Annotated in this window: 17 protein-coding genes and 6 pseudogenes; 7 read left to right on the top strand and 16 right to left on the bottom strand. The window is 56.8% G+C overall.

The annotated features are described in order from the left end of the window. Both X751_RS01000000164595 and X751_RS1000000168340 read right to left on the bottom strand, forming a co-directional pair. A pseudogene (locus tag X751_RS01000000164595) lies at positions 1–675 on the bottom strand (IS4 family transposase); the annotation flags it as partial. A 67-nt stretch (positions 676–742) separates the two neighbouring features. Then, positions 743–886 (bottom strand): annotated as a pseudogene (locus X751_RS1000000168340) (transposase DNA-binding-containing protein); the annotation flags it as partial. Between the two features lie 474 nt (positions 887–1,360). Here X751_RS1000000168340 and X751_RS0134855 point away from each other — a divergent pair. From X751_RS0134855 to ectB, 3 genes are all read left to right on the top strand, one after another. Further along, on the top strand, positions 1,361–1,999 hold the full coding sequence (locus X751_RS0134855; RefSeq protein WP_245265861.1) for a hypothetical protein: 639 nt from the start codon (positions 1,361–1,363) through the stop codon (positions 1,997–1,999). A gap of 504 nt (positions 2,000–2,503) precedes the next feature. Next, positions 2,504–3,463, top strand: coding sequence for a cupin-like domain-containing protein (locus X751_RS135200; protein ID WP_084558368.1), 960 nt, complete (start codon positions 2,504–2,506; stop codon positions 3,461–3,463). A gap of 290 nt (positions 3,464–3,753) precedes the next feature. Then, the gene (gene ectB, locus X751_RS135205) at positions 3,754–5,025 is read left to right on the top strand and encodes a diaminobutyrate--2-oxoglutarate transaminase (protein ID WP_023746448.1); all 1,272 of its coding nucleotides are present in this window, start codon (positions 3,754–3,756) and stop codon (positions 5,023–5,025) included. Positions 5,026–5,184: 159 nt separating this feature from the next. Here the strand turns inward: ectB and X751_RS1000000166605 are convergent, their stop codons facing one another. Next, positions 5,185–6,030, bottom strand: coding sequence for a LuxR family transcriptional regulator (locus tag X751_RS1000000166605; protein WP_084558367.1), 846 nt, complete (start codon positions 6,028–6,030; stop codon positions 5,185–5,187). A 281-nt stretch (positions 6,031–6,311) separates the two neighbouring features. Between X751_RS1000000166605 and X751_RS135210 the strand changes: the two genes are divergently transcribed. Beyond that, positions 6,312–6,533, top strand: a complete 222-nt coding sequence (locus X751_RS135210) for a hypothetical protein (protein WP_023746447.1) — start codon at positions 6,312–6,314, stop codon at positions 6,531–6,533. Positions 6,534–7,442: 909 nt separating this feature from the next. Here X751_RS135210 and X751_RS01000000164590 read toward each other — a convergent pair. Further along, a pseudogene (locus X751_RS01000000164590) lies at positions 7,443–8,470 on the bottom strand (IS110 family transposase). 770 nt (positions 8,471–9,240) lie between these two features. Between X751_RS01000000164590 and X751_RS1000000166595 the strand changes: the two are divergent. Beyond that, positions 9,241–9,507 (top strand): annotated as a pseudogene (locus X751_RS1000000166595) (hypothetical protein); the annotation flags it as partial. Between the two features lie 53 nt (positions 9,508–9,560). Here the strand turns inward: X751_RS1000000166595 and X751_RS01000000164585 are convergent. Beyond that, positions 9,561–10,207 (bottom strand): annotated as a pseudogene (locus X751_RS01000000164585) (IS21 family transposase); the annotation flags it as partial. A 186-nt stretch (positions 10,208–10,393) separates the two neighbouring features. Here X751_RS01000000164585 and X751_RS00250 point away from each other — a divergent pair. After that, positions 10,394–10,932: pseudogene (locus tag X751_RS00250) on the top strand (transposase); the annotation flags it as partial. Positions 10,933–11,012: 80 nt separating this feature from the next. Here the strand turns inward: X751_RS00250 and X751_RS135215 are convergent. The 10 genes from X751_RS135215 to ehuB form a co-directional block, all read right to left on the bottom strand. Then, positions 11,013–12,194: a M24 family metallopeptidase gene (locus X751_RS135215; protein ID WP_023746442.1), complete on the bottom strand. Its 1,182-nt coding sequence runs from the start codon at positions 12,192–12,194 to the stop codon at positions 11,013–11,015. A gap of 65 nt (positions 12,195–12,259) precedes the next feature. Further along, positions 12,260–13,294, bottom strand: a complete 1,035-nt coding sequence (gene eutC / locus X751_RS135220) for an ectoine utilization protein EutC (RefSeq protein ID WP_023746441.1) — start codon at positions 13,292–13,294, stop codon at positions 12,260–12,262. After that, entirely contained in the window at positions 13,294–14,280 is a 987-nt protein-coding gene (gene eutB / locus X751_RS0134830) for a hydroxyectoine utilization dehydratase EutB (RefSeq protein ID WP_031247451.1), read from the bottom strand. Before eutB ends, eutC begins: the two co-directional genes overlap by 1 nt. Positions 14,281–14,392: 112 nt before the next feature. Next, a complete protein-coding gene (locus tag X751_RS135225; RefSeq protein WP_031247450.1) occupies positions 14,393–15,151 on the bottom strand; it encodes a hypothetical protein in 759 nt (252 codons plus the stop codon). After that, complete coding sequence (locus X751_RS135230) at positions 15,148–16,383, bottom strand: M20 family metallopeptidase (protein WP_023746438.1); 1,236 nt, start codon at positions 16,381–16,383, stop codon at positions 15,148–15,150. The genes X751_RS135225 and X751_RS135230 overlap by 4 nt, the downstream gene beginning before the upstream one ends. Then, on the bottom strand, positions 16,383–17,564 hold the full coding sequence (locus X751_RS135235) for a M24 family metallopeptidase (protein ID WP_023746437.1): 1,182 nt from the start codon (positions 17,562–17,564) through the stop codon (positions 16,383–16,385). The genes X751_RS135230 and X751_RS135235 overlap by 1 nt, the downstream gene beginning before the upstream one ends. 23 nt (positions 17,565–17,587) lie before the next feature. Then, positions 17,588–18,247: an ectoine/hydroxyectoine ABC transporter permease subunit EhuD gene (gene ehuD, locus X751_RS135240; protein ID WP_023746436.1), complete on the bottom strand. Its 660-nt coding sequence runs from the start codon at positions 18,245–18,247 to the stop codon at positions 17,588–17,590. Between the two features lie 6 nt (positions 18,248–18,253). Further along, positions 18,254–18,922, bottom strand: a complete 669-nt coding sequence (gene ehuC, locus X751_RS135245; protein ID WP_023746435.1) for an ectoine/hydroxyectoine ABC transporter permease subunit EhuC — start codon at positions 18,920–18,922, stop codon at positions 18,254–18,256. A gap of 47 nt (positions 18,923–18,969) precedes the next feature. Beyond that, positions 18,970–19,785 (bottom strand): ectoine/hydroxyectoine ABC transporter ATP-binding protein EhuA, encoded by an 816-nt coding sequence (gene ehuA / locus X751_RS135250; RefSeq protein WP_050592419.1) that lies wholly within the window; start codon positions 19,783–19,785, stop codon positions 18,970–18,972. Between the two features lie 75 nt (positions 19,786–19,860). Beyond that, positions 19,861–20,727, bottom strand: a complete 867-nt coding sequence (gene ehuB, locus X751_RS135255; RefSeq protein ID WP_084558366.1) for an ectoine/hydroxyectoine ABC transporter substrate-binding protein EhuB — start codon at positions 20,725–20,727, stop codon at positions 19,861–19,863. A 665-nt stretch (positions 20,728–21,392) separates the two neighbouring features. On the opposite strand from ehuB, the gene X751_RS135260 reads away from it, so the two are divergent. After that, on the top strand, positions 21,393–22,778 hold the full coding sequence (locus X751_RS135260; RefSeq protein ID WP_023746432.1) for a PLP-dependent aminotransferase family protein: 1,386 nt from the start codon (positions 21,393–21,395) through the stop codon (positions 22,776–22,778). Here X751_RS135260 and X751_RS1000000168335 read toward each other — a convergent pair. Continuing rightward, positions 22,707–23,387, bottom strand: coding sequence for a hypothetical protein (locus X751_RS1000000168335; RefSeq protein WP_245265860.1), 681 nt, complete (start codon positions 23,385–23,387; stop codon positions 22,707–22,709). The genes X751_RS135260 and X751_RS1000000168335 overlap by 72 nt on opposite strands. Positions 23,388–23,574 lie beyond the last annotated feature (187 nt).

Below are 23,574 nucleotides of genomic sequence, written 5' to 3'. Positions count from 1 at the left end.
CTGCTTGCCCACGGGCGGCAAGGTTCTGATGGCGGCGAACTTCACCTGCAAGCAGGTCGTCTCGTCCTGATCGACCGTAATGCGATGACGTCCCGCCCAAGGCGCCGCCGCAAGTTGGGCGAAGACGCGATGAGCAGGATCGTGCGGGACAGCATCGGCAGTCCGTTCGGTCAGCCTGTTCGTCTGCACCCGCACGAGGAAGCTGGTGCCAAGGTCCTGCGCGGTGCAATAGAGCTCGTAGATGTCGCTCTCCCGGTCACCCACATGCACGCAGCGCTCGGCTGCGCCAACGAGCGCGATGGACTGGCGCAGGTTCTCCAGCCAGCGGTAGCTCTCCTTCGTCTCGATCGGCACGCGCGTGGGATTGATGTGCCGCTTGAGCGCGAGCGTTCCCTTGAATTTCGTTCGTGTCCAGAACTTCACCGCCGTCAGACCGAGGGGTGTGCCGGTGAGGGTGACGGCCAGGCTCGAATGCATCAGCACCCCGCACAAAGTCAGCACGTTGGGCTGCCCGGCCTTGTAGCGCCCGGCGTTGATGGTCTTGGTGAAGCCGATTTTGCCCGGCTGCGCGCGGCTGTAGATAAATTCGGTCGTGTCCTGCAGGATAAGGATCGGACCTTCGCTCGCCGCAATGCGCGCCGCGGGTCGCGGCGAAATGGCCGGCCAGAACGCCATGTTCGGTCACACGCGGGTTGTCAAAGAAGCGGTAGGCCGCCTTCGCCGCCGCCCAGTCGCCGCAGGCCGCCGGGATTGGCTTGCCCGGCGCAGCTGACATCTGATCCAGCAACCGTCGCAGCCGACGGGCCAGACGCTTGTCGGGAAGGGCCGCCGCAGAAAGCTCTTCCTCCTGCCAAGCGGCTTCGCTGCTGCCGTTCTTGTCTCGCATCCGTGACGCCTCCGTGATTCGGCGTCACGGACAGAATCACGGCAGATTCATACGGGGCAATAGGCCCGCCGACGATGTGGGTAATCGGAAGCCGGCGGAGGCCCTACCGGATGCTTACGACGGTTTCGGTAACGCGGGCGCCGAGCTTGAGAAGCATCAGCCGCAGCGTAGCGACCTAGCGACCTCTGGGATGCGCAGATGATGGGTCGTGGGCACCGCCCTCGTGCAGGGTGAGCACCAACCTACAGCGTGCGACTTCCGCGACGGTACGGTGGCTTCCCGTCAAACGCAGCGAGAAGGCGAGCATTCCGGCAGGTCAACTACCAGACAAGGTAGTATCGCCTGGCTATAAGTTCGTATATCTTCAAGCCGGAATCTGAAGGTAATGAGATGGAATAGGCGATGACAACGTGTACAGCCCTTGACGTATCTAAGTACATTAGCGCTATTCATCAAGACGCCCTTAAAGTCGGCATGCGATTCAAGATGGGGGAGGATCTTGCTGAGTACATTGACATTACAACGAGTATTGTTGGAAAGTCCCCTACCTTTCCAAAATTCCGACCGGATTGTTCACGGATTGAACAGGGCCGTGCGTTTTGGATTCTCGGAGAAGATAAGTCTGGCAAAGTAGCGCATGTTCAAGCGCTTCGTGTTGACGATCTAACGACCACCACCTTGACTGAACACCTCGAATCCTTGAAATCCTGCTACGCGGATCCGAAGAACCAAGCCGGATCAGGCTCCTCATGTGTCTGCCGTGCACCGACGGCCCGGGAAATAACGGGGATCGTAGCTTACCACGGCGACTTATGGCTTCGAGATGATTTTAGGGGAAAGGGGCTACCTAGTCTTCTCGCGGGTATTGCGTTTGGGCTGGCACGGGCGAAATGGTCACCCGATTTCATTTATGCCCTCGTTCCTTCTTGGCTAATCGAGAAGGGAATTGCCGATCAGTACGGTTATCTCCACAGAGAAGCACATGGCTCCATTTTGAGTCTACCTGAGCGAGGAATCGAGGACGATGATTGGCTTATTTGGATAACGCGACCCGAATTGTCCCAGCTGATTAAACGCACGGTGACCAAAATGCCGGTGCCGAGCCTTTCTTGATCACCGTTTGGCTTGCAGTTGGACCTGGGCACCAAGTTGAGTAGTCCGCATGGGTAAGAAGTCAAACTCCTCGCCGACCTGGTTCTTACGACCGGGATGTCCCATCTGCTCGGCTATATGCGACGCGATGCGGTCAGAGGCCATAAAATGACATTTCCGGCTTCTCACATCAAGATTGGTAGTTTTCGAACTGCTATCCACCTGCGTAGGCTGCCACTAGACACATCGAAGCGTAATAAAAAACTTTGAGTATGAGCTAGGGCGCCGAGAACGATTTCAACCTCTGCCAATCTCGCCAAGGAACAGAAAGGCGGCACTTAATCACCAAAAGTGGACTGAGAGTGGAATACGCACGTTTAGCCAACCGGATTACTGTCAACGCAAGCTATGGGTGGGATATGAAAGCAACCATGATTAACGACCCTCGTTCCTGTACCCTAATCAAATTCGCTGCGTTCGCGATGGTGGTCGTTCGTCGCGTCCATTGTGCAAAGGACATCGATAATGGCTGAAACCAGAAAACAAACATCCTTGCAAGGGTCACGTGATCCCTCATTCTCGACGTTAGAAGACTCTGGCTGGTCAGAGGTTCCGGTCGTAACAGACTTGTCTGATTGGGAATTTGCGACGAATTACCGGGATGCAATGCGGCCGGTTCTTCTACGCGGCGGTTGCGCGGCTTGGAGGGCTTGCCAGCGCTGGTCGCCGCAGTATTTTGAAGAGATCGCCGGATCACTCACTGTGCCCGTCAAGACACTTAACAGGAGCGAAATCAAAGTTTCCTCCTGGCGGCTCGCAGATTACGCTCGGTTCGTCATGGAGCAACCGCCGGAGGGGTATGGGGCCTCATTGAACGCGACGGCAGATCCGTACTGCCATGACATTCCCCTACTCGGCTTGGTGGAAAATCTGGCGGAGGATTGTCAGCCCTTTCCGGCAAGTTTTCTCGATCCGTCGTATCGCTCGCATTGGTGGCGCTACGCCCAGTTCTTCATGGGCCCGGCAGGCACCGTTACCCCACTCCACTTCGACACCTTGCTAAGTCACAACATCTTCTTCCAGATTTACGGCGACAAGCAGTTCACCATCCTTCCACCTAGCCAAGCTAAGTGCTGTGGTCGCCGCGGTTGGAGGTGGTTTGATGTGGATCCCGAGCAACCGGACCATGTGCGCTTTCCGCAATATGAGCAAGCGACACCCGTCGTCGTCACCGTATGTGCTGGCGACATCCTGTATATGCCACCAGGAACCCTCCACCATGTTCGCAGCTTATCGACCTCGATTTCGTTCAACTTCGATTTTCACACGGACCGGAGTGTATTGCATGCGCTGGCGCATGCGAACAATGGAATGCCGACAGAAGTCGCCTACTACAACGCGATCACGGCATTGGCAGTAATCGCCAAAATACCTGAATCTGTGACATTTCCGTTGTACCGTCCATACTTGAGCTATGTAAGTTGACAGGATGGGTCGCAGAGAGCTCGCGAGCAACGGATCGCCAGAGCCGATCATAGTTGGGCGGCGTAACGTACAACGCGCTGCTTGTATTCTCACTCGGAATCGGGAGTGTACCAACGAACAGCCAGAACGATACCATCATTTCGGGTGGGTGCTCGGGCCGAGGTTGCCGTTAGAAACCGCGGAGCCGCCGCGAGTACGCCGATAGACGGTAGCAGTGAAGATAGACAGAGATGGCAACGCTTCAAGAGTGTGAATGTGCCTTAGGCAATCGTCTGGTTAAGGAAAAGAACATGCCTCAAGAGAGTAGCCCCAATTCGCAATCCGCCTTCGAAAACCTCGAATCGAACGTGCGATCATATTCGCGAGCCTTTCCTGTTGTATTCAGCAAGGCCGCAGGAGCCACTCTGGAGGATGAGAATGGCTTCGTGTTTATCGATTTTCTCTCCGGCGCAGGTGCCCTCAACTATGGTCACAATGATCCTGATTTGCTGAAAAACATGACGGAATACCTACAATCAAATGGGATTATCCATGGATTGGACATGGCTACGTCAGCCAAAAGAGAGTTTATGGAGTATTTTGACGAGACAATTTTGCGCCCTCGTGATCTGACATACAAGTTTCAGTTTCCCGGTCCCACCGGCGCCAACGCAGTGGAAGCCGCTCTGAAGCTCGCACGCAAGGTTACTGGTAGGCACAACATAATTTCATTCACCAACGGCTTTCATGGAGTGACCTTGGGCGCACTTGCAGTAACGGGTAATCGATTGTACCGAGATGCGGCAGGCGTTCCTTCAGCCGGAACAGTGTTCATGCCCTATGACGGGTATTGGGGAGTCGATAACGATTCTTCGGAATATCTTGCCAAGGTGCTGGCTGATGCAAGCAGTGGTCTCGACCTGCCCGCAGCCATCATTCTGGAAACCGTCCAAGGCGAGGGTGGCATCAACGTTGCGAGCAAGGGCTGGCTGCAGTCGCTTGAGCGGATTTGCAGACAAAACGGCATCCTCCTGATTGTCGATGACATTCAGGCAGGTTGCGGCCGAACCGGCAATTTCTTCAGTTTCGAGTTTGCGGATTTATCTCCAGACATCGTTGTTTTGTCGAAGTCGCTTAGTGGCTGTGGACTGCCTCTGTCCCTTTTACTGCTCAAACCCGATATTGACGTTTGGCGGCCAGGCGAACACAGTGGGACTTTCAGAGGCAACAATCTTGCCTTGGTGGCGGGGACTGCAGCTTTGCGAAAATATTGGACGAACAAGACTCTATCCGGGGAGGTTACGAAAACTGGAAATATGCTTAGTGAACGCCTTCGGCAGATTGCGCAAAACCGAGTTCCTAGCTTTTCCGTACGAGGGCGGGGCATGATGGTGGGGCTCGATTGCGGCGCGGGTAAACTCGCTGAGAAAATCGTGCGCAAGGCCTTCGAAGGCGGGCTTGTGGTAGAGCGATGCGGCTCGGAGGACCAAGTTATCAAAGTTCTCCCCCCTCTGACAATCGACGCGGAAACTCTTCAGCGAGGGCTCGACATTCTGGACAAGTCTGTGCTCGAAAGCATGTGAGCGTGCCAACCGATTGAGATCGGCGAAGGGTGCTAGCAACGCTGTTGCCTCAAGCAGATCCTAGTCTTCTTTTGCTCGACTGGATGATGCCCGGGCTATCGGGAGTTGGGCTGTCGGGGTTTGAGGGGCAGATCTGAGAGTACGGAAGCCTTGCCCCGCTCACACGTCAATGATCCCTGATTTCAGTGCATTTACAACCGCAACCGTTCTGCTACTGCATCCCAATTTACGCATAGAATTCTTTACGTGAAAATTAACAGTATCTCCAGAAATGCCAAGGATCGCTCCTATATCCTGCGATGATTTACCTCTCGCGACCCAGAGAATACAGTCCTTTTCCTTGGCAGAGAGACTGGTCTCCGGACCAATGCAGCCCTGCCCACCGAGTGCATCGATTCTCACGTGAAAAAGTCGTGCGGTTAATTCTAAGAGTGTGACGATTTTACTTGGAATCTCGTGATCAGTGCGTTTAGCGAAGCTCACTGTTGCAAAACTGCCGTTTGGGCCGTGTAAGGGAACCGTAACCCCGGATCTCAGTCCGAAAGTTGCAGCCTCGTCAAAAATGCGTCGCTCCTTTTCGGTCGTGTTTACATCAGCGTACACATCGGTCCATCGAAGTGCGCCTTGTCTATGTCTAGTTCTTTTTATGACGGGATCAATCTTGCCATAATCCATATCCCGGTATCGCTTCTGCCATTCATTTGGATAATTTACCATTGTCGCCGGAGCGCGGTGGAGCGGCTCTGAAGTTTTGGAGCAGTGTGCTAGAGGGAGATACGCCGTCCATGAGCAGTCGAACTTCTGAGCAAATGCAACCATCAAATCGAACAATTTTCGAGGTTGAACAACACCGCAAGTCTGATCAAGGTAACGGCCGAACTCGACCGCGTTCCCGTCGTTAGCAGTGTTCGGGAATTCAGCGGCACGCGAACAAGGAAGCTCTTCGTATACTCTAGTTGTTGGCCATTTAACGATTTTGATCGGAACTGATGGCGAGCGACGCATGGGCACCTTCCTTGTAGTCTTGCATGTTTTGGCTAACGCGTACGAAGCCGTACGGTGAAAGGGTCAGCAGTGTTTGCCGCCCCTGCATCGACGATCAAGATTCGTGCCAACAGCGCAGGATGACAATCAGACTAGCCGTGGCGCCCAATCAACGACTTAACTAAAATCCAACTAGGTCTCGGCTGAACACTCTTCTGTCGCACACTCGACAACACCAGACAAAGCCTTGGCCGGAACCGGCTTCGGCGGGTGCTCGTCTCGGATGCTTCATAAGCATCGTCTTGCCCATCCCACTGTCGCAATGGATCGCTACCGAAGGGGAGTGGGCTTTTGCCTTTTGTGTGGAGGCTGGTGAGCAGGTTGAGGTGGATGAGCCTGATCCGATGGCGGAAGAGTTCGCCCCGATCTACGCCATGTTGTCGCCGGGGGACCGCAGCGATATTTTAGCGTGCCGTCGATTGAATCGATTGTCGATCGCACCGTTTCCGATCCTTGGCGAATAGGACAGCGGCCCTCACTCTCCGCACCAGTGCAGGTCGCGCCAGATGAGAAGGTGATCGTTGTCCGAACGTTGATGCAATTGAGAGCAGGTGAGGCGCAAGCAAGTCGACGAGATGCCTATCTTCGTTTCAGATCGCTCGCAACGGTGGTTCGGACGACGGCATCTCGCTCGGCCGCCAACATGCCGGCGCTGGGCGACATCGGCAACAACTTCCGTCCACCACCGACCGCATCTAGCGTGTAGCCAGGGGGAAGAACCTCACGCTGCGAGAGATCGCGTTGGAGACGTTGCGCAGCGCATTGTCGGCACACCCGAGACGAACGCCGACGAACTGACCGGCTGGTAAGACGGCGGAACCGCGGGCGGCTTCGTGCTGGGTGCCGCCGTGGATGCCCAGCAGGACGTCACGCGCGGCGCGCTTTCCGGTAGGATTTGGTTGTTGGCGCCAACCCATTTCGGAAGGACCCACCGATGTGATGAAGCTGCGCACGCCCGTGGAGAAGACCGGATACCTATCTGTTGCGGGAGACGATCGGCGTTGCCGCCGAGCGGCTGATGGAAATGGAGGTGGGCGCGGCCTGCACATTGCCTCAAAATGTTACCGAGCGGGTCGTCTAATCGCTCGGCTGTCAAGGGGGTAGATGCAAGGCAGTCGTCCTTTCTGTCCATGCTCGTTCGTTCGTATACCGGGTACAGGGTCGTCTACGCGGTCGATGCAAAGATCGCCGCAGGATGAGTTTCGCAGGTGAGATCTTCCTATGTTCGTTACGCACTCTGCTAACGAGGCAGTTGCTTCCCGCTTCGCGGAATGATCTCAGCCACGTCCCGGCAGGGACGGCTCGGCGCGTCCTGTAAGAACGCTATCGGTTGGATGGCCTGAAGAAATCGTCGCAGGCCAGCGTCTGCAGGATCAGGCAGCGGCGGGCGTTCCTTCATGCGGATCGAACAGCTCGCCCGTCCGGAGCATCGCATGCATGATCACTGCCAGCTTGCGCGCCAGGGCCACGGCCGCTCGCTTGAAGCCGAGCCGTTCTTTGAGCTCCAACGCCCAGGTTCGGAGGGTGCTGGTATCCGTCGAAGTTAAGGATGACCGCGGCCGCCTCGTATAGCAGTCCGCGCAACTGATTGTCGCCACGGCGCGAGATATGGCCGTCATTATCGACCTCGCCGGACTGGTAGCCTCGGGGTCAGGCCCACCCATGCACCGACGGGGCGCAAGTTCCTGAAGTTCGCCGGATCCTCCACGGCCGCGGCAAAGGCGGTGGCTGTGACGGTGCCTACGCCGGGCACTGACATGAGCAGACGGCAGTGCTGGTCCTCACGCGCCATAGGAGCCAGTTGCTTGCTCAGCTCTGCTATCTGGTATCGAATATCACTCCATGCCCGAAGCATTGGCACGACGATGCGCGCCAGCTTTGGTTCGCCTCGCAGAAGGTCGCGAATGTTGCGCTCGAACACGCTGCCGGCGCCCTTGGGCACGATGAGGCCGAACGTCTTCATCAACCCACGGATCTGGTTGGATATCTGCAAACGCATCTTAAGAAGCTGGCGCCGCGCGGTGATCAGCGTGCGGATCAGCATGCTGTCGAAACCTTTGACCCGAACCTCTCGGTAGAAGCCGACCTCGGCCAGATGTGCCAAACCATCGGCATCGTTCGCATCGGTCTTGTTCGCGGCCATATCGAGCGCAGCCTTGGCATGCCGCGCGTCGATGCAGATCACCGGCAGCCCCTCTGCCGTCAGCGCATGGTAGAACCACACCGACAGCGGCCCCGTCTCGAACACGACCCGCCGGGCATACGGGGCGCGCTTGCGGATCACCGCCGCGAGCAGTTGCGGGTCGGACGCGCACTTGCCCCGCCAAATCCTCTTGCCGTCCTGCCGGATCGATATTGCCGTCTCTTTCATGGATACGTCGAGACCGATATACTGCTTCATGGCTGTCCTCCGTTCGATGCCTGGGCCCGGTGTCGATCGTGAGCCCGTTCTTCATCCTAGCGGGGGACAGCCAGCCGGCTAGAGCTCCGAACATCGCCGCCACAGCTTTGGTGGCCACCGCTCCCGCGATTACGTCATGTTCCTTGCCTCACCTATAATGTTACCCGTGAAGGCGCATGCCGAGATAATGCCTTCATCACCAGGACGCATCATGAAGACGAAGATGACGCAGGCCATGCGCAAGGAACTGGCCAATGCGGGTCCGGGGTCGCTATGCGGCCGCCGCGACTAAGGACAAAGCGCAGGATCTTGGACGAGTTCATCGCCGCGATAAGCGCCGCGACGATCGACCGAAACCGTAGGCCGGGTCCGCTTCAAGTAGTGTGCTTTGATCGTCTCGCTTCTCGTGCAGGGTACGATGACCCTCTGGCCGCCGCGCTTGCGATCCACCAGTGACAGAACGGTCCCGCCGGCGCGGAGCCGCTTGATCAGGCCTAGGCCGTCGCCTGACGGAGACCGAGCGCAGCCGCGAGTTCCGCAACATCTCCGACCCTCGCGCCCTGAGGATTGCGCTTCAGGAAGCCGCAGATCGCATCAGCCCGTCTGGATGCCGTCCCAAATCGCTGCGGATTCCGACGTGAAGCCGGCCGCCATTCCGATCAAACACCGGCCACCATTCCGGTATGAAGCCGGCCACCATTCCAACCAAAGCCCGGCCAGTTTCGGCACTGAAGATTACCTCCTGGGTCNCGGCAAAGAGAAGGCTGACCATGAGACAGTTGAGACAAATGCTTCGGCTTGCCGGAAGCGGGACCAGCTCCCGCGAGATTGCGGTCGTGCTGGGAATAGCACGCAGTACGGTCCAGGATAATCTGCGGCGTGCAGCGGCAATCGGGTTGAGTTGGCCCCTGCCAAGCGAGCTGACCGAGATCTTTGTGGCGGTCTTGGGAGCGTCCAGCTTCACATATGCCGAAGCAACCTGGACCCAGACACTGCCTGATTGGATTGGTTCACACGTCAGGATGTTTCGTTTTTTGATGGCGTTCCCCGACTGATCGTCTACGATTACGTGCCCGGGCACGTAATCGGGAACGATCGCCTTGGTGACTCCGCCGAAGAAGGCAAGCGCCCGCATCTGGCCGTCGATCCAGTCGGGCAGCTTCTGGCTGGAGCTGGCAAAGGCGAAGGTCAGATTGGAGGCGCCCAGCACCGCGACAAAGATCTGGGCGGCGTGGATGACGCCGGTAGCAGGATCGATGATCGGCACCGTCTGCCCGGCATAGTCGGTTTGCATCACCGCGCCCGCCGCATGCAGATTGCGGAACGTTGCGCTCGTCCGGCGCTCGAAAGCGGAGAAGTGCTCGCAGAACCAGGTGTAGCCGTAACCGTCGGGATGGGCAGCGCGATACTCCTGCCACAACAGCGTCAGCGTCACGCCCTTGCGCTTCAGCTCCCGGACGATCAGCGCCCAGTCGGGCTCACTCAGATCCTGTGGCGGCCGGCCCATCCGGCGGAACAGCAGCCGCTCGAGCGCGGCATCGTCGTCGTANCGGGCGGCAACGGCCAACGCGAAAGCCCCGCCTCGCTCGCGCGTAACAGATAGGTCGAAACCGTCGTCTTGCTGATCTTCAGCCGTTCCGATACCGCACGCACCGAAAGGCCATGCTCATGCGTCAGGCGCAAGATCGCTCGGATGTCCTTCACCGTCGTCTGTCTCGTTTGCTTCCGTCTTGGCATGGGCCCCTCTCAACGTCATCGTGAGAGGTCAAAATGCCAGAACGGCGCAGCCGAGAACCGACCGTCAAATCCGCCCCGGAAACTGTCCGGGACTTAGCGGAAATGCTGTCCGCGACTTACTGAAATCCTGAAATCACTGTCCGGGACTTAGTGAAATCGGCGTCCGGGACTTACCGAAACACGCACATTGATGATTGGGCCTTCCGTCGCAGCCATCGCTACGGCACGATCGTCTGTGATCTGGAGCGGCGGCGGATCGTGACGCTGTTGCCTGATCGTGAGGTTGCCACCGTCGAGGCCTGGCTCGCCGACCATCCTCAGATCGAAACCGTCTCACGCGACCGCGGCGGCGGTTACGGTGAAGCGACTGCGAAGGCGTTGCCCGAAGCGGTTCAGGTAGCCGACCTCTGGCATCTCATGGAGAATACGAGTGCGGCTTTCCTCGACGCCGTCCGCAAGTCGATGCGGACAATCCGAACTGCGATCGGCGCTACGACGATCAATCCCGACCTGCTCACCTACGCGGAGAAGCTGCAATACGAAGGCTATCTGCGGCGTGAGGAGACAAACGCGGCAATCATGGGACTTGCCAGCGAAGACATCCCCATCAAGGAGATCGTGCGTCGCACCGGCCACAGCCGTAAACTGGTCCGTCAAGTGGTCCGTGGCCAGCGGACCGATATATCTTCCGCGTCCGCCAGAGTTCACTCGAAGCCTGGCTGCCCTCATCCGCGTATCGTAACGGCTGATCGCTCCACGACTGGATAGCAACAGTGGGAGCGATACGTCACCGAAGATTTTCTGGTTACTCGATTGCTATCAACTTCCGAGGGAAGTCTGAAAGACATTTGGCCGGGCCGTCTGAGATCAGGACGCTTTCAGTGATCTCGATGCCCCAGTCCCCATACCAGAGGCCCGACATGAAGTGGAAGGTCATCCCCGGACGCAACTCTGTATGGTCACCAATCCGGAAGCTTGCGGAATGCTCGCCCCAGTCCGGCGGATATGCCATGCCGATCGAGTAACCTGTTCGGCTAGGCTTAGTCAGGCCATAACGTTCGATGGCACCGTAGTAGGCCTTGGCAACGTCCTCACACGAATTGCCCGTAACAGCCTTTGTCAGACCGGCCTCCATACCTTCGAGGATGGCCTTTTCTGCGTCGAGAAACTTCTGGTCCGGTTTCCCAAGATAGAAAGTTCTCGAAAGAGGACAATGGTAGCGCTTGTGAACGCCGGCAAGTTCGAAAAAGATACTTTCGTTAGCACGGAGGAGACGGTCACTCCAAGTCAGGTGTGGTGCAGAAGCATCGATGCCGGCGCCAATCATTGGCACTGCCGCTGGATAGTCTCCCCAGTAGCCGTCGACGCCACGTGTCCCGGTATGATAAATCTCCGCGACTACGTCGGACTGTTTGACCCCCGGACGCAGCACTTCAGACACTCTTTGATGCATAGCAGCGACAATCTTCCCCGCCGCGTGCATATACTCGATTTCTCGAGGCGACTTTACGATGCGCTGCCATTTAACCAGGCGGGTGGTGTCCTTGAATTTGGCGTTTGGCAAAGCGGCCGCAAGTGCCTCGAAAGCAGCGTGTGTGAAGTAGTAGTTTTCTTTCTCGATCCCGATCGTTGCGGTGGACCAGCCCTGGTCCGCGATCAAGGCACCAAGTGGCGTCATCGGATGATGCTGCGAGGATTGAACAAAGTGGTCGGCATAGGATCGGATCTGACTATCAGCCATGTACACGGTTCTGCGCGCACCGTTCTCGTCCTGTTGCCGGCCGAACCATATCGGATCTTCCGTCTTTGAGACGAGAACACACTGGTGCACATAGAAAGACCAGCCGTCATAGCCGGTTATCCAGCCCATATTGGCAGGATCAGTCACCATCAGGAGATCGATGCCAGCCTCCTCCATGGCGTTGCGCGTCGCGTCGAGCCGGGCTCGATATTCCGAAAGTTCAAACCGCAGATTTTCTGCACTCATTTTGGATACCTCGGCATTTATATGTTGGTGAACATTTTAAGAGCATCTCAGAGGGGGCGATTGAGCTAGCAATCGGCACCGCGGGGTGCGAAGTCCGAAGAACTTCCTGCTGCTGCGAAAATCGTTCCCACCTTTTCTGACTGGGAGCGCGCAAAGGCGAGCGTCGCGATAGCAGTGTCCTGAATTCCCGTGCCAGTGAGATCACAGATGGTGATCTGAGTTTCGCTGGTGCGGCCTTGCTTCAGGCCCGCTATAATCTCGCCGAGTTCGGGGAAGACCTTATCGCTCGGCACAGTGCCTGCGGTGACAGCGTGGTGAAGCTCGCCCAGTCGAAGCGTCTGCTTCAGACTATCTGCCACATAAACATCAGCCCTCGCGATCGCAGAGGGATCCACCTCGTTTTTGTGCTCTGCGTCAGAACCCATTGCAGTGATGTGTTGTCCTGGTTCAAGCCATTCAGACATGAGAATGGGCTGATCGGCTGGCGTCGTCGTCACGATAATCTGCGAACCTGAAATGGCTTTCGGTACATCCTTGCAAGGGGTCACGGGAAAGCCCAAGTTTGAAGTGAGCTGACGCGCAACTACTTCGGCCTTGGCAAAGTCACGCGCCCAGAGGCGCGCCTTGCAGACAGGTCGGATCAACGCCAGCGCCTGCAATTGCAGCCTCGCTTGCATTCCTGCACCTAACACCGCAACAGCTGAAGCGTCTCTACGGGCCAGATGGTTCGCCGCCACCGCACCTGCCGCAGCTGTGCGAACGTCCGTGAGGTAGCCGTTATCAAGAAGCAGCGCTTGTACGAGTCCCGTTTTCGTCGACAACAGCACCATCATGCCGTTGGTGCTTGGAAGGCCCAATCTAGGATTGTCGAAGAACCCGGGGCTGATTTTGATTGCGAAGCCGTCCAAACCAGGAATGTAAGCCGTCTTGACGTCTACCTCCCCTCGGCTCTCAGGAATGTCCAATCGGAGGATCGGCGGCATTATAACGGGCTTGGTGGCGAGCGCATGAAACGCTCCTTCAACGCATTCTACTGCTGCAAGATCAAGCTGAACGATCTTCCGCAGGTCTCCCTCAGTGAGAATGGTGATCTCTTGCATTATTTATCTCCTCCAAATGGGTCCATCTCGCCATTGACGACCCTCCGATGGAGGTTCATGTCGATATTTCGGCCAGAGAGGACAACAACCAAAGGACCCGCAGGACGAATGATCTTTTCTGAAAGCAGGGCTGCAATACCGACGGCTCCTGCGCCTTCCACGATTTCGCGCTCCTTTTGGTAGGCGTGCAGAATGCCAGCCGCTATTTCGGCTTCGGAGAGAAGGACGATATCGTCGAGAAGATCGCGGCACATCGCGAATGTAAATTGGTTGTCAAGCCCGATCCCTCCTCCGAGCGAGTCTGCAAGGCTCGGGAATTCCTCGACTTCAACCGGCCGGCCCGCATCCAGGCTGGCTTTCATTGCGGCACCGCAGCGCATGGAAACACCAATGACCTTACAATGGGGATGTTTCGACTTAATTGCTGCTGCGACGCCTGCTGCCAGTCCGCCACCAGATAGCGGAACGAGGACGGTGTTGACGTCCGGCATGTCGTCTAGGATCTCAATCCCGATCGTAGCTTGCCCCGCAACGATCTGTGGATTGTCGAAGGGCGGCAGAATAGTGAATCTCTCCTCCTCCGCCAAGCGTTCGACTTCCTTCTGAGCGTCATCCTGGGAGCTGCCTATGATACGAACGTCGGCGCCGAGACGGTGAACTTCGAAGACCTTGTTGCCTGGCACCAGTTTGGACATGCAGATGGTTGCTCGGGAACCAACGGCCCGAGCAGCATGAGCGAGCGCTCGACCATGATTTCCCGTGGAGGCAGCTGCTACACCCGTCTTGCGAGCGGCCGCATTGAGAGACAGTATCGCGTTGGTCGCGCCACGCAGTTTGAAGCTGCCCGTCGTCTGCTGATTTTCAAGCTTCAAACTCACTGACGCGCCGCAGATCTCAGAGAGTGATGGAGAAACAGCTAACGGCGTTCGCCGTATATGACCGTTGATGCGCCGCTTTGCATCCTGAATGTCATCCAACGAAATCATAGATGCTCCTCACACAACATCTCCATTTGCGTCGCTACCTCTGCTGCAAAGTGTGCAGGTCGACCCACACGGCGGCTAGTCGATTGTTCGGCGGATTTGGTTGCCTTACAACTCACGAAGCGAACAGCGTACCTAGACCTGTTAGCGGCTGAGTATATCCGGCCAGTCTTAGGGCATCCCACAGCATCGCTTGATGAGCGGTAATCACCGGCTTACCTATGCGTCCTTCCAGGGCTTCGATGACGCTGGAAGTCCGAAGACCGGTACAAGGGATGAATAGCGCCTGGGCATCGGGCGAATCGACAGCCTGGCCGGCCGCTTGAATGCTATTTGGTGTAACGTTTATTACTTCATAGTCATTTTCAATATGAAACGAGCCGCAGGAAACAACCGAGATCCCAGCGTCTCTCAAGCAACCGATCATTGCCTCGGTGACTTCATCCGGGTACGGAGTCAACATTGACACGCGCGAAATCCCAAGCTGTCGGAAAGCTTTGTACGCGCCGGTCATGGGCGACGTTAGCTTCGCCCCGGGAACAGTCCGATGAAGTTCTGCCTCAAGTTTAGCTTGCGAGATAAGGGCAGATCCAGATGTGCAGCCGTATGCAAACACATCCACTGCCTCGCGCGGAACAAACAACTCCGCTGCCTTTGCTATCTCATGTGCATGGCCCTGCAAATTCGCAATGGTGATCGGATTGTGCGTCTCAATCCGGGTTGCAGAAATGCTCACTCCATCATCCGGCAACATTTTCCGCAGCTCATACTCGGTGACGACATCCGTCGAAAGAGCAATCAAACCGATAACGACCTGGTCTAGCATTCCAGCATCGAGTGAGGCTTCAACATGCTTGATCGGTATTGTACTCATGACGGTCTGGCCTCATTTGCTGAACGCTGAAGGGCTCTGACTATGGCCCAGGCGGCGCGTGCCGCGCGCAGCACATCATCATCCGAAACACCGAACTCTGAAGTATGGACATGGGTCCTGTTTCCCAAGGCTTCATTGTGGCAGCCGAACCAGAAATAAACTGATGGGAGTTTCTCAGCGTAGAATCCGAAGTCGTCAGCTCCCGCGAGAGGCCTCGTCGGGACGAGCGATTCCAACCCATAGATATCGGCAATCGCCTCTCTTGCTCGCTGACTAATGTTCGGATCGTTGACGACAGGGGGTTCTCCGGAAACCAACTTGAAGTCCGCCTCTCCGCGATGCATCGCGGCGATGTGGCTGGCAAGTTCTTCGAGGCGTACGCGGAGTCTATGACGCGCTTCCGGTGATCGGGTGCGCAGTGTGCCATCGAGAACTACGCGATCGCAGACGATGTTGGTTGCCTCACCACCATGGAAACGACCAATAGAAATCACAGAGGCTTCGTCCGCGTGGCTTTCCCGAGATATCAGCTTCTGGACTTCGGTGACGAAACTGGAGGCCATCGCTATGGCGTCGATACCTAACTCAGGCCACGCGCCGTGGCTCTTCTTGCCTATGAAGACGACCTGAAATTCATCGGAGGACTTCGTTACTGGACCTGTCAGGATCGAAAATGTCCCGGATGGTATTTCCGGATTTACATGCATGCCGACCGCGCAATCGAATCCGTCTAAGATACCCTGCCCAGCAACGGTGCGACCGCCAAGCGGCTCAACCTCCTCTGCGGGCTGAAAGACGACGCGGACTTTGCCCGCGAAATGCTGGCGATAGGCAACAGCCGCCAAAACGACCCCGAGCGCAGCGGACGCATGTGCATCGTGGCCGCATGCATGCATTTTGCCAGGAATGCGCGACCGGTACGGGAGGTCCGGTCGCGCCTCTTCGATCGGCAACGCATCGATGTCACCGCGAACAACCACATTCAACGGAAAACCATTGCCTTCACCCTCTATGTCGATGAACAGGCCAGTCTTGTGAAAGACGTCAGCATTCCGGAGCCCCGTACAAGCCAGAAACTCAGCAATTTTTGCCTGTGTCTTGTATTCTTCGTTGGAGAGTTCCGGATTTTTATGCATGTAGTGTCGGAGAGCGAGGATTTTCTCTTCGCTCCCTATCGGCAGATCAAATCCGTCGTCGCCGAGGCCGAGTTCCGTGCCGTTAGATATGCGCATCAGTCGATCACAATCAATTGACGCGGAGAGTTCGCCAGGCATTCGGGCTGACTGTCAGTGATCAGAATGCTTTCGGTGATTTCGATGCCCCAGTCGCCAAACCAAAGACCAGACATGAAGTGGAAAGTCATTCCGGGGCGCATCTCGGTACGGTCGCCGCTTCGGAAGCTGGCCGAATGTTCCCCCCAGTCCGGCGGATAGGCAAGGCCGATCGAGTAGCCAGTACGGCTTGGCTTCTTCAGCCCGTAACGTTCGATGACGCCGTAGTAGGCTTGAGCTACGTCTTCACAGAAATTCCCGGATATCGCCTTCTCAAGGCCAGCCGCCATTCCCTCGAGCACGGCCTTCTCTGCGTCGACGAACTTCTGGTCCGGCTTACCGAGGTAAAAAGTCCTCGAGAGTGGGCAATGGTAGCGCTTGTGGACACCTGCAAGCTCGAAGAAAATGCTTTCACCGGCACGAAGAGCCCGGTCGGACCAGGTCAAATGGGGCGCGGATGCATCGATTCCGGCGCCGATCATGGGAACTGCGGCAGGGTAATCGCCCCAAATGCCGTCAACGCCATGGATGGCGGTATGATAGATCTCAGCAACTACGTCCGATTGCTTCACGCCGGGCCGAAGCACTTCGGCTACCCTCTGATGCATGGCTGTCGCGATTTTGCCCGCCGCGCGCATGTACTCGATCTCACGGGGCGACTTGACGATCCGCTGCCACTTCACAAGACGGGTAGTATCCTTGTACTGCGCATTTGGAAGCGCCGACGACAGGGCCTCAAAAGCCGCGTGAGTGAAGTAGTAGTTGTCCTTCTCAATCCCGATGAAGCCTGTTGACCAGCCAAGATCGGCAATCAGCGAACCGAGCGCAGTCATTGGGTGATACTGAGATGATTGGACGTAGTGGTCCCCGTAGGACCTCATACGGCTCTCATCCATGTAGACAGTTCTGCGAGCGCCGTTAGCATCCATTTCGCGACCGAACCAGATGGGGTCTTCGTCCTGACGGACGAGGACACACTGGTGCACATAGAACGACCAGCCATCGTAGCCAGTGAGCCACGCCATATTCGCGGGATCCGTGACTATCAGGAGATCGACGCCCTCGCGCTCCATTGCCTTTCGCGTGGAGTCGAGTCGAGTTTTATACTCGGAAATTTCAAAGCGTAACGTTGGCGTAGTCATTTGCGGTCCCTACTTTCCGCTACTCAAGCAGCACGAAGTTTGAGATGGTGTTCAAGGAGCTTGATAATCGCCGCCGAGCACAGGCTGACGATCAGGAAGCCGGCTGCGACGAGCGTGATCGGTTCGAGATAGCGGTAGCTGAAATTGGCCTGGGCCAGGGCTTCCCCCATCAGGTCCATCACTGTGATCGCGGAAAGGATCGGCGTCTCCTTGAACATGGCGATGACGTAGTTGCCGAGCGGCGGGATCATCGGCGGGATCGCCTGCGGCAGAATGATTTCCGTCCAGGTCTGCCGTTGTGTCAGATTGCATGCTCTAGCCGCTTCCCATTGGCCAACGGGAACGTTGATAATTCCGGCTCGATAGACTTCTGACGTATAAGTCGCGTAGTGGAGCCCGAGACCGATAACGCCGGCTATAAACGGGGACAACAGGATCCCAAGATCGGGCAGAACGTAAAAGAGAAAGTAAAGCTGCACGAGCAGCGGCGTTCGTCGTATGCCTTCCGTCATAAGGATTGTAAGGCGCCGCACAAAACCGATCGATGACATCTTGGCCACCGCAAAAAAAAGTCCGATCACCAAGGCAGCAACGGACGATAACAGCGTGATTTCCACTGTTACCAGCAGCCCTTGCATAAGGGCTGGTGTGATCTGAGCGACGAAGTCCCAACTCCAGTTCATCGTGCCTCAAGCCCCCACAGCTGCGATGCCACGGCTAAACCGTCTCTCCAGCCAGCGCACCAGCGCCATCAAGACAGAAGCGATCACGAGGTAAGTGACTAAAATCAGCAGGAACGGCATCGCAGTCCCTCCTGTCTGGGACCGCACCATTTGCGCCTGGAACGTCAATTCAGAGACGGTGACGAGCGACGCAACCGCGGTGCTCTTCATGATTTCGATGGCAAGGTTGCCGAAGCTGGGCAGCATGACGACCACGGCCTGGGGTAGTATGACCCACCGCATTGCCTGCCACCGAGTGAGATTCAGGGCGATCGTTGCCTCCGTCTGATCGCGGGCGATTGCCTGAACTCCAGCTCGAACAACCTCCGCTCCGTAAGCACCGCCATTCAGGCCAATCGCAAGCACACCTGCTTGAACGGGGCTGAGGGAGATTCCGGCCAGGGGCAAAACGAAATAGGCGGTAAACAGTTGAACGAAGATCGAAGTCCCACGGAAGAATTCGACGTAGATGCGCGCGACTACGCGTACGCCGAAGTACCGCGACAGGAGAGCCAATCCCGCGAGGAAGGCCATTAGGAACGCGAGCGCACAGCTAAATATTGTTAGCTCAACGGTCGCCAAGGCACCACTGAGGATGAACTGTCCATATCCGAGTGTAGCGTCTAGATTCTGCACGACGTCACCTGAAATCTTGTGCGCTGCATGAGGGAATGACCTTACCGTCAGACCCGCTGTCCGGCGGCAATCACCTTGCGTAAAAAGCTTTTCGTGCGCTCGTGGTGAGGTGACTGGAAGATTTCGCTCGGCGGGCCATCTTCCATGATCGCACCTTGCTCGAAGAATAGGACGCGGTCTGCAAAATCCTTTGCGAATCCCATCTCGTGCGTCACGAGGAGCATCGTCATGTCTGTTTCGTTTCGCAGGTCGGTGACGACGTTCAGCACTTCCTCGACCAGTTCGGGATCAAGTGCGGACGTGATTTCGTCGAGAAGCATGATCTTTGGCTGCAGCGCGAGCGCTCTCGCAATTGCAACACGCTGTTTTTGACCGCCCGAAAGCCTTGAGGGATACTCGTCGGCCTTGTTGGACAATCCTACTTTGTCGAGGAGCTGCAGAGCCCGCTCCTTTGCCTCAGCCTTGGTCATTTGTCCGGTGAGGACAGGGGCCAGGGCGACGTTTTGAAGCGCTGTCTTATGCGGAAACAGATTGAAGTGCTGGAACACCATGCCGATATTGGCGCGCATTTGTCGAAGATGCGCTTCTGATGCCGAAAGGTCCCTGCCGTTTTTTTGCTCGCGGTTCAACGAAACACCCTCGATAAAGACGTTACCTGAGGTAATCGTCTCAAGTGTCATCAAAATCCGCAAAATCGTCGTCTTGCCCGAGCCCGACGGACCAATCAACGCGAGATGTTCACTTGGCTTCACTGAGAAGGTCAGATGGTCCAGGACTTTGAACGTACCGTAGCTTTTGCCTACGTCTCGAAATTCGATGATAGGCGCCTCAGTCGACCTATCCGGCGCAATATGCAGCCCCATCGCGATAACTCCTTCCCGCGCGTAGCTGGCAGCTTGGCTGGTAATCGCCAAGCTGCGAGTCGTTAAGCCAAGGATTTACCGGCTGCACATTTCAGCAGTGGATTTGGCTTTCGAGAGAAGGTCTACGTTTGCCTGTAGGCCGTACTTCGCCATGATGGTAGCGAACTCGCCATTGGCAACCAATTTCTTGAGGCCCGCGTTGTACGCGTCCCGAAGCGCAGTATCAGACTTGTTGAAGGCAGCGGCGGCGCAGTCGATCGGCGTATCAGCGATTGGAATAATCGCTTCGAGCGAAGCGTCCCCGGAGCGTTTTTTCATGTCTAGAACACCGTCTCCATTGAGAGCGATGGCATCGATGCGCCGGTCCTGAAGCATTTTGACCGCGCTCGTATTGTCCGGGAAGTTGACGATGTTCTCCATTTTTATTCCTCGGGCGAGAGCATCCTTTCCCTGGGTGCCTCCGGCTGGGACACCAACTTTGATACCGAGTTCAGCGGCCTGCTTATAGCTTTTGACGCGCCCGGCCATGTCGTGACGCACGAGGAAGGCCTGTGCGGTGCACATCACCGGCTCCGAGAAGATAACCTGCTCGCATCGTTCGGGACGGATGTTAAGACCACCCGACGAAACCATCTTAACGCGATTGGCTTGAAGCGCCGGAATCATCGCGCCGTAAGCCATGGTAACGCCTGAGAATTGTTTGAAGCCAGATTGCTCAAGAGCGGCGCGGTCAATATCCGGACCAGCGCCAGACAATGTTCCATCGAGCTTCAGTTCGGTGTAAGGGGGCTCGTTGCCGATGGCTACAGAAACGTCCTGACTGACGTCCAGATTTTGTGCGGCAACGGGCCCGATGCTGGCTACCGCTAGCATTATCCCAAGCGCTGCGCGATAACGCGGGACGTCGTTTCGAAAAGGCTGATAGCGAGACTTCAGTGCCATTATTGTTCCCTTTGTATTGTTTCTCTGCGGATCACGTAGCCCCTCCCAAAGCGCCAGCTTTGCAGCGCCCGACTTTGTTCGTTTGCGCTGGTCGACCTAACAGGATGAGCCTGCGCAGATCCACCTCGCCAGAAGTTCCGCCAGATCAGCGGTTTCGTTCCAATAGCATGACAATTGTGGATAAGTTAGTCAATTGCCAAAATTGTACAATGGCAATTTTGGCAGATGCTTGCCGTATTGACCACCCCTAATATGCAGAGGTTCTTTGTTTGCCCAACTGCGCCTAGGGACGAGCATGACAATTTGGATCGTCAACGGGGCGGCCTTTCACAACCATACTTCCAACCTATCGCTGATCAGATTTCTTAGGCAGTTTGCGCGGCGACCTTAAACCGGATGAGCAGGGGCCGCCTCAGAGCTTGCCGATAAACTTGGCGTTTCCCCCCGCGTCCCGAAAGCTTCAACCTCAGCTTTCCGGGTCTGCGATACGGTGGGCAACCCACTGAAGCTCACAATTGACCAACTGCGTATAATGGCAACCATGATAGGCAATTGCGTAATTGTACGATGACGCCACAAAGCGTTCGCCCCGCAGTGACGTAATTATTCGTTGTTGCGGGGACTTTGTTGGTGGAATATGCAGGTGATTGCCCTAGGATCGTAGCATGACAATGTGGATACCAGCTAAGGCCGAGCTTGACCGGCCATACTTTGCGTCTCTCGCAGAGAAGATCGTTGATGCCATCTCGCGCGGAGATCTCAAGCCCGGCGAACAATTGCCGCCGCAGCGACAGCTGGCTTACAGGATTGGTGTGTCGCTGCCCACTGTCACCCGAGCCTATGAGGAACTTGCGCGCCGAGGGCTGACAGCCGGAGAAACGGGACGCGGCACATTCATCCGTGATGTGAAAGCAAGCCCTGAAGCTGTTGCGCCATACGTCCCAGAAAGACCACACGGTGTGATCGATCTATCCATCATGAAGCCGGTGTGCGACACAATTCATCTAGATCGCATGAAGGACTCTCTTGCCGCTCTCGCAGTGAACATATCGCCCAGTATTGTTCTCGGTTCTCGACCGAGCGCCCTGTTCGCCCGCCATCGATCCGTCGCCAAAGAATGGCTGAAGCTGTGCGGCGTCTTTACGGACGACAAAACAATCCATCTCACAAATGGCGGCACCCCTGCTCTGACGATTGCGTTGATGACTGTGTGTCAGCCAGGTGCGACTATCGCGACGGAAGCGACAGGGCTCCACATCATGCTGCCCTTGGCGTCCTACCTTGGATTGAAGGTCCGCGGAGTGGATATTGATGAGAATGGGATTATTCCGGAGGCGCTAGAGCGGGCCTGTCAGGAGGACGATATTCGCGCTTTGTTCATGCTGCCTAATGCGCTCGCGCCGACCGCTTTTGTGATGAATGAGACCAGGCGCATCGCGATCATCGAAATCGCCCGCCGCCGCGATTTGCATATCATTGAGGATGACGCTCTCGGACCCGTGGTAGCGGAAAAGCCGCCTACATTTCATGCCCTTGCGCCCGAGCGAACGATTTACATCACCAGTTTCACCAAGGCAGTCATGCCTAGCTTGCGCACAGGTTATCTGGTAGCGCCGGAGCGTCTGCTCCTTGCAGTCGAAAACCGCCTACTTGTAACAAATTGGAGCGCGACTCCATTGATCGCCGAGATCGCGACCCGTTGGGTGCAGGATGGAACCTGTCTCGAATTGGTCGAATGGCAACGTGACGCTATCGCTCAGCGGCACAGGCTCGTTGCGAACGTTCTCAAGGGAGTTCCATACTCCGCTCATCCGCAGAGCCTGCACATCTGGCTTCCGCTCAGCGAGAAGTTTTCCGAAGATGAGCTTGTGATGCATGCACGCAGGCAGGGGGTGGCCGTTGCGCGGGGGGCCGCCTTTGCGATCTCGAAGTGGCAGCCTGCAGTCCGGATTTCGATTGGGTCAACGACTGAAGAGGAACTACACCGCGGACTGGTGGTAATCCATAACTTGTTGCATAGCGAACCGGAGCCGATCCTCTTCGGCATCTAGATACGTGCGAGGACCGCGGTGCAGCATCAGCCGTGTGCATGCGACATGGGTCAGCGGTGACGCCGAGTTCGCATCCAATCTTCCACATTCATTCCCGGCCTGACACCTCACACTCGAGTGACCCCAGCGGTTCCACGCCGTCCCGAGCGAGCAGGACCGCAAGAGCAAGACCGGGTGCGCGAGACGGTTTGTATCCATCCGGCGGAGCTTCCGATACCCACATCGTCGGCTTGATCCAATGGAGATGCCGAAGGCGATGTCGTGCAAGCGGGTCATGCCGCGCCAGACGACCATGTTGCCGGGAGGCGGATCATGTTTGCGGGCGAGATAGCCGCCAAGCATGGCGATTTGCAGCAGGTAAGCGGCGAGCGTGGGCCGTTGGAGGCGTGGCCGCGTTCGGGACGCGTCGATCCGGTTGAGCGCAGTGATCTCGGCGAAGGTGAGAACGCTGTCGGGCGCGGCGTCTGGCTTGGCGCGCGCCGACATTGTGACGAAGAATATGCGCCAGCTGACCACCGCGATGAGAGCGAGGAACTTCGCCAGCCTCTCGGCGGTCTCGAGCCTCGCCTCCTCGGCACGGCAGCCGGACTTCATGACCTTATGGAACACTCCGCCTTCCAGCGCAGGGCATACCAGCCGAGCTTCTCAACCGCCGCGGAGAGATCGCCGACCGGCAGGTTGGTCACCAGCTTTCAGTCGATCGGCTCGCGGCCGGGCGGCGGATCCTCTTCGAGGGCGTGGATGTAAGTCAGAACCTGCGGACTGTAGCGCTTCTGCTTGCCCACGGGCGGCAAGG

The sequence above is a fragment of the Mesorhizobium sp. LNJC394B00 genome (assembly GCF_000502555.1).
GTDB lineage: Bacteria > Pseudomonadota > Alphaproteobacteria > Rhizobiales > Rhizobiaceae > Mesorhizobium.
Note: the sequence above shows the minus strand (reverse complement) of the source record. Positions and strands in the feature narration are given on the sequence as shown.

What these genes read in the sequence shown, in the direction of transcription:
- X751_RS1000000166605 (WP_084558367.1), bottom strand. Translation starts at nt 6,030, where the DNA reads ATGCGTCGCTCGCCATCAGTTCCGATCAAAATCGTTAAATGGCCAACA.
- ectB (WP_023746448.1), top strand. Translation starts at nt 3,754, where the DNA reads ATGCCTCAAGAGAGTAGCCCCAATTCGCAATCCGCCTTCGAAAACCTC.
- X751_RS135215 (WP_023746442.1), bottom strand. Translation starts at nt 12,194, where the DNA reads ATGAGTGCAGAAAATCTGCGGTTTGAACTTTCGGAATATCGAGCCCGG.
- X751_RS0134855 (WP_245265861.1), top strand. Translation starts at nt 1,361, where the DNA reads ATGCGATTCAAGATGGGGGAGGATCTTGCTGAGTACATTGACATTACA.
- ehuB (WP_084558366.1), bottom strand. Translation starts at nt 20,727, where the DNA reads ATGGCACTGAAGTCTCGCTATCAGCCTTTTCGAAACGACGTCCCGCGT.
- X751_RS135225 (WP_031247450.1), bottom strand. Translation starts at nt 15,151, where the DNA reads ATGAGTACAATACCGATCAAGCATGTTGAAGCCTCACTCGATGCTGGA.
- eutB (WP_031247451.1), bottom strand. Translation starts at nt 14,280, where the DNA reads ATGATTTCGTTGGATGACATTCAGGATGCAAAGCGGCGCATCAACGGT.
- X751_RS135200 (WP_084558368.1), top strand. Translation starts at nt 2,504, where the DNA reads ATGGCTGAAACCAGAAAACAAACATCCTTGCAAGGGTCACGTGATCCC.
- X751_RS135230 (WP_023746438.1), bottom strand. Translation starts at nt 16,383, where the DNA reads ATGCGCATATCTAACGGCACGGAACTCGGCCTCGGCGACGACGGATTT.
- ehuD (WP_023746436.1), bottom strand. Translation starts at nt 18,247, where the DNA reads ATGAACTGGAGTTGGGACTTCGTCGCTCAGATCACACCAGCCCTTATG.
- X751_RS135260 (WP_023746432.1), top strand. Translation starts at nt 21,393, where the DNA reads ATGACAATGTGGATACCAGCTAAGGCCGAGCTTGACCGGCCATACTTT.
- X751_RS135235 (WP_023746437.1), bottom strand. Translation starts at nt 17,564, where the DNA reads ATGACTACGCCAACGTTACGCTTTGAAATTTCCGAGTATAAAACTCGA.
- ehuA (WP_050592419.1), bottom strand. Translation starts at nt 19,785, where the DNA reads ATGGGGCTGCATATTGCGCCGGATAGGTCGACTGAGGCGCCTATCATC.
- eutC (WP_023746441.1), bottom strand. Translation starts at nt 13,294, where the DNA reads ATGCAAGAGATCACCATTCTCACTGAGGGAGACCTGCGGAAGATCGTT.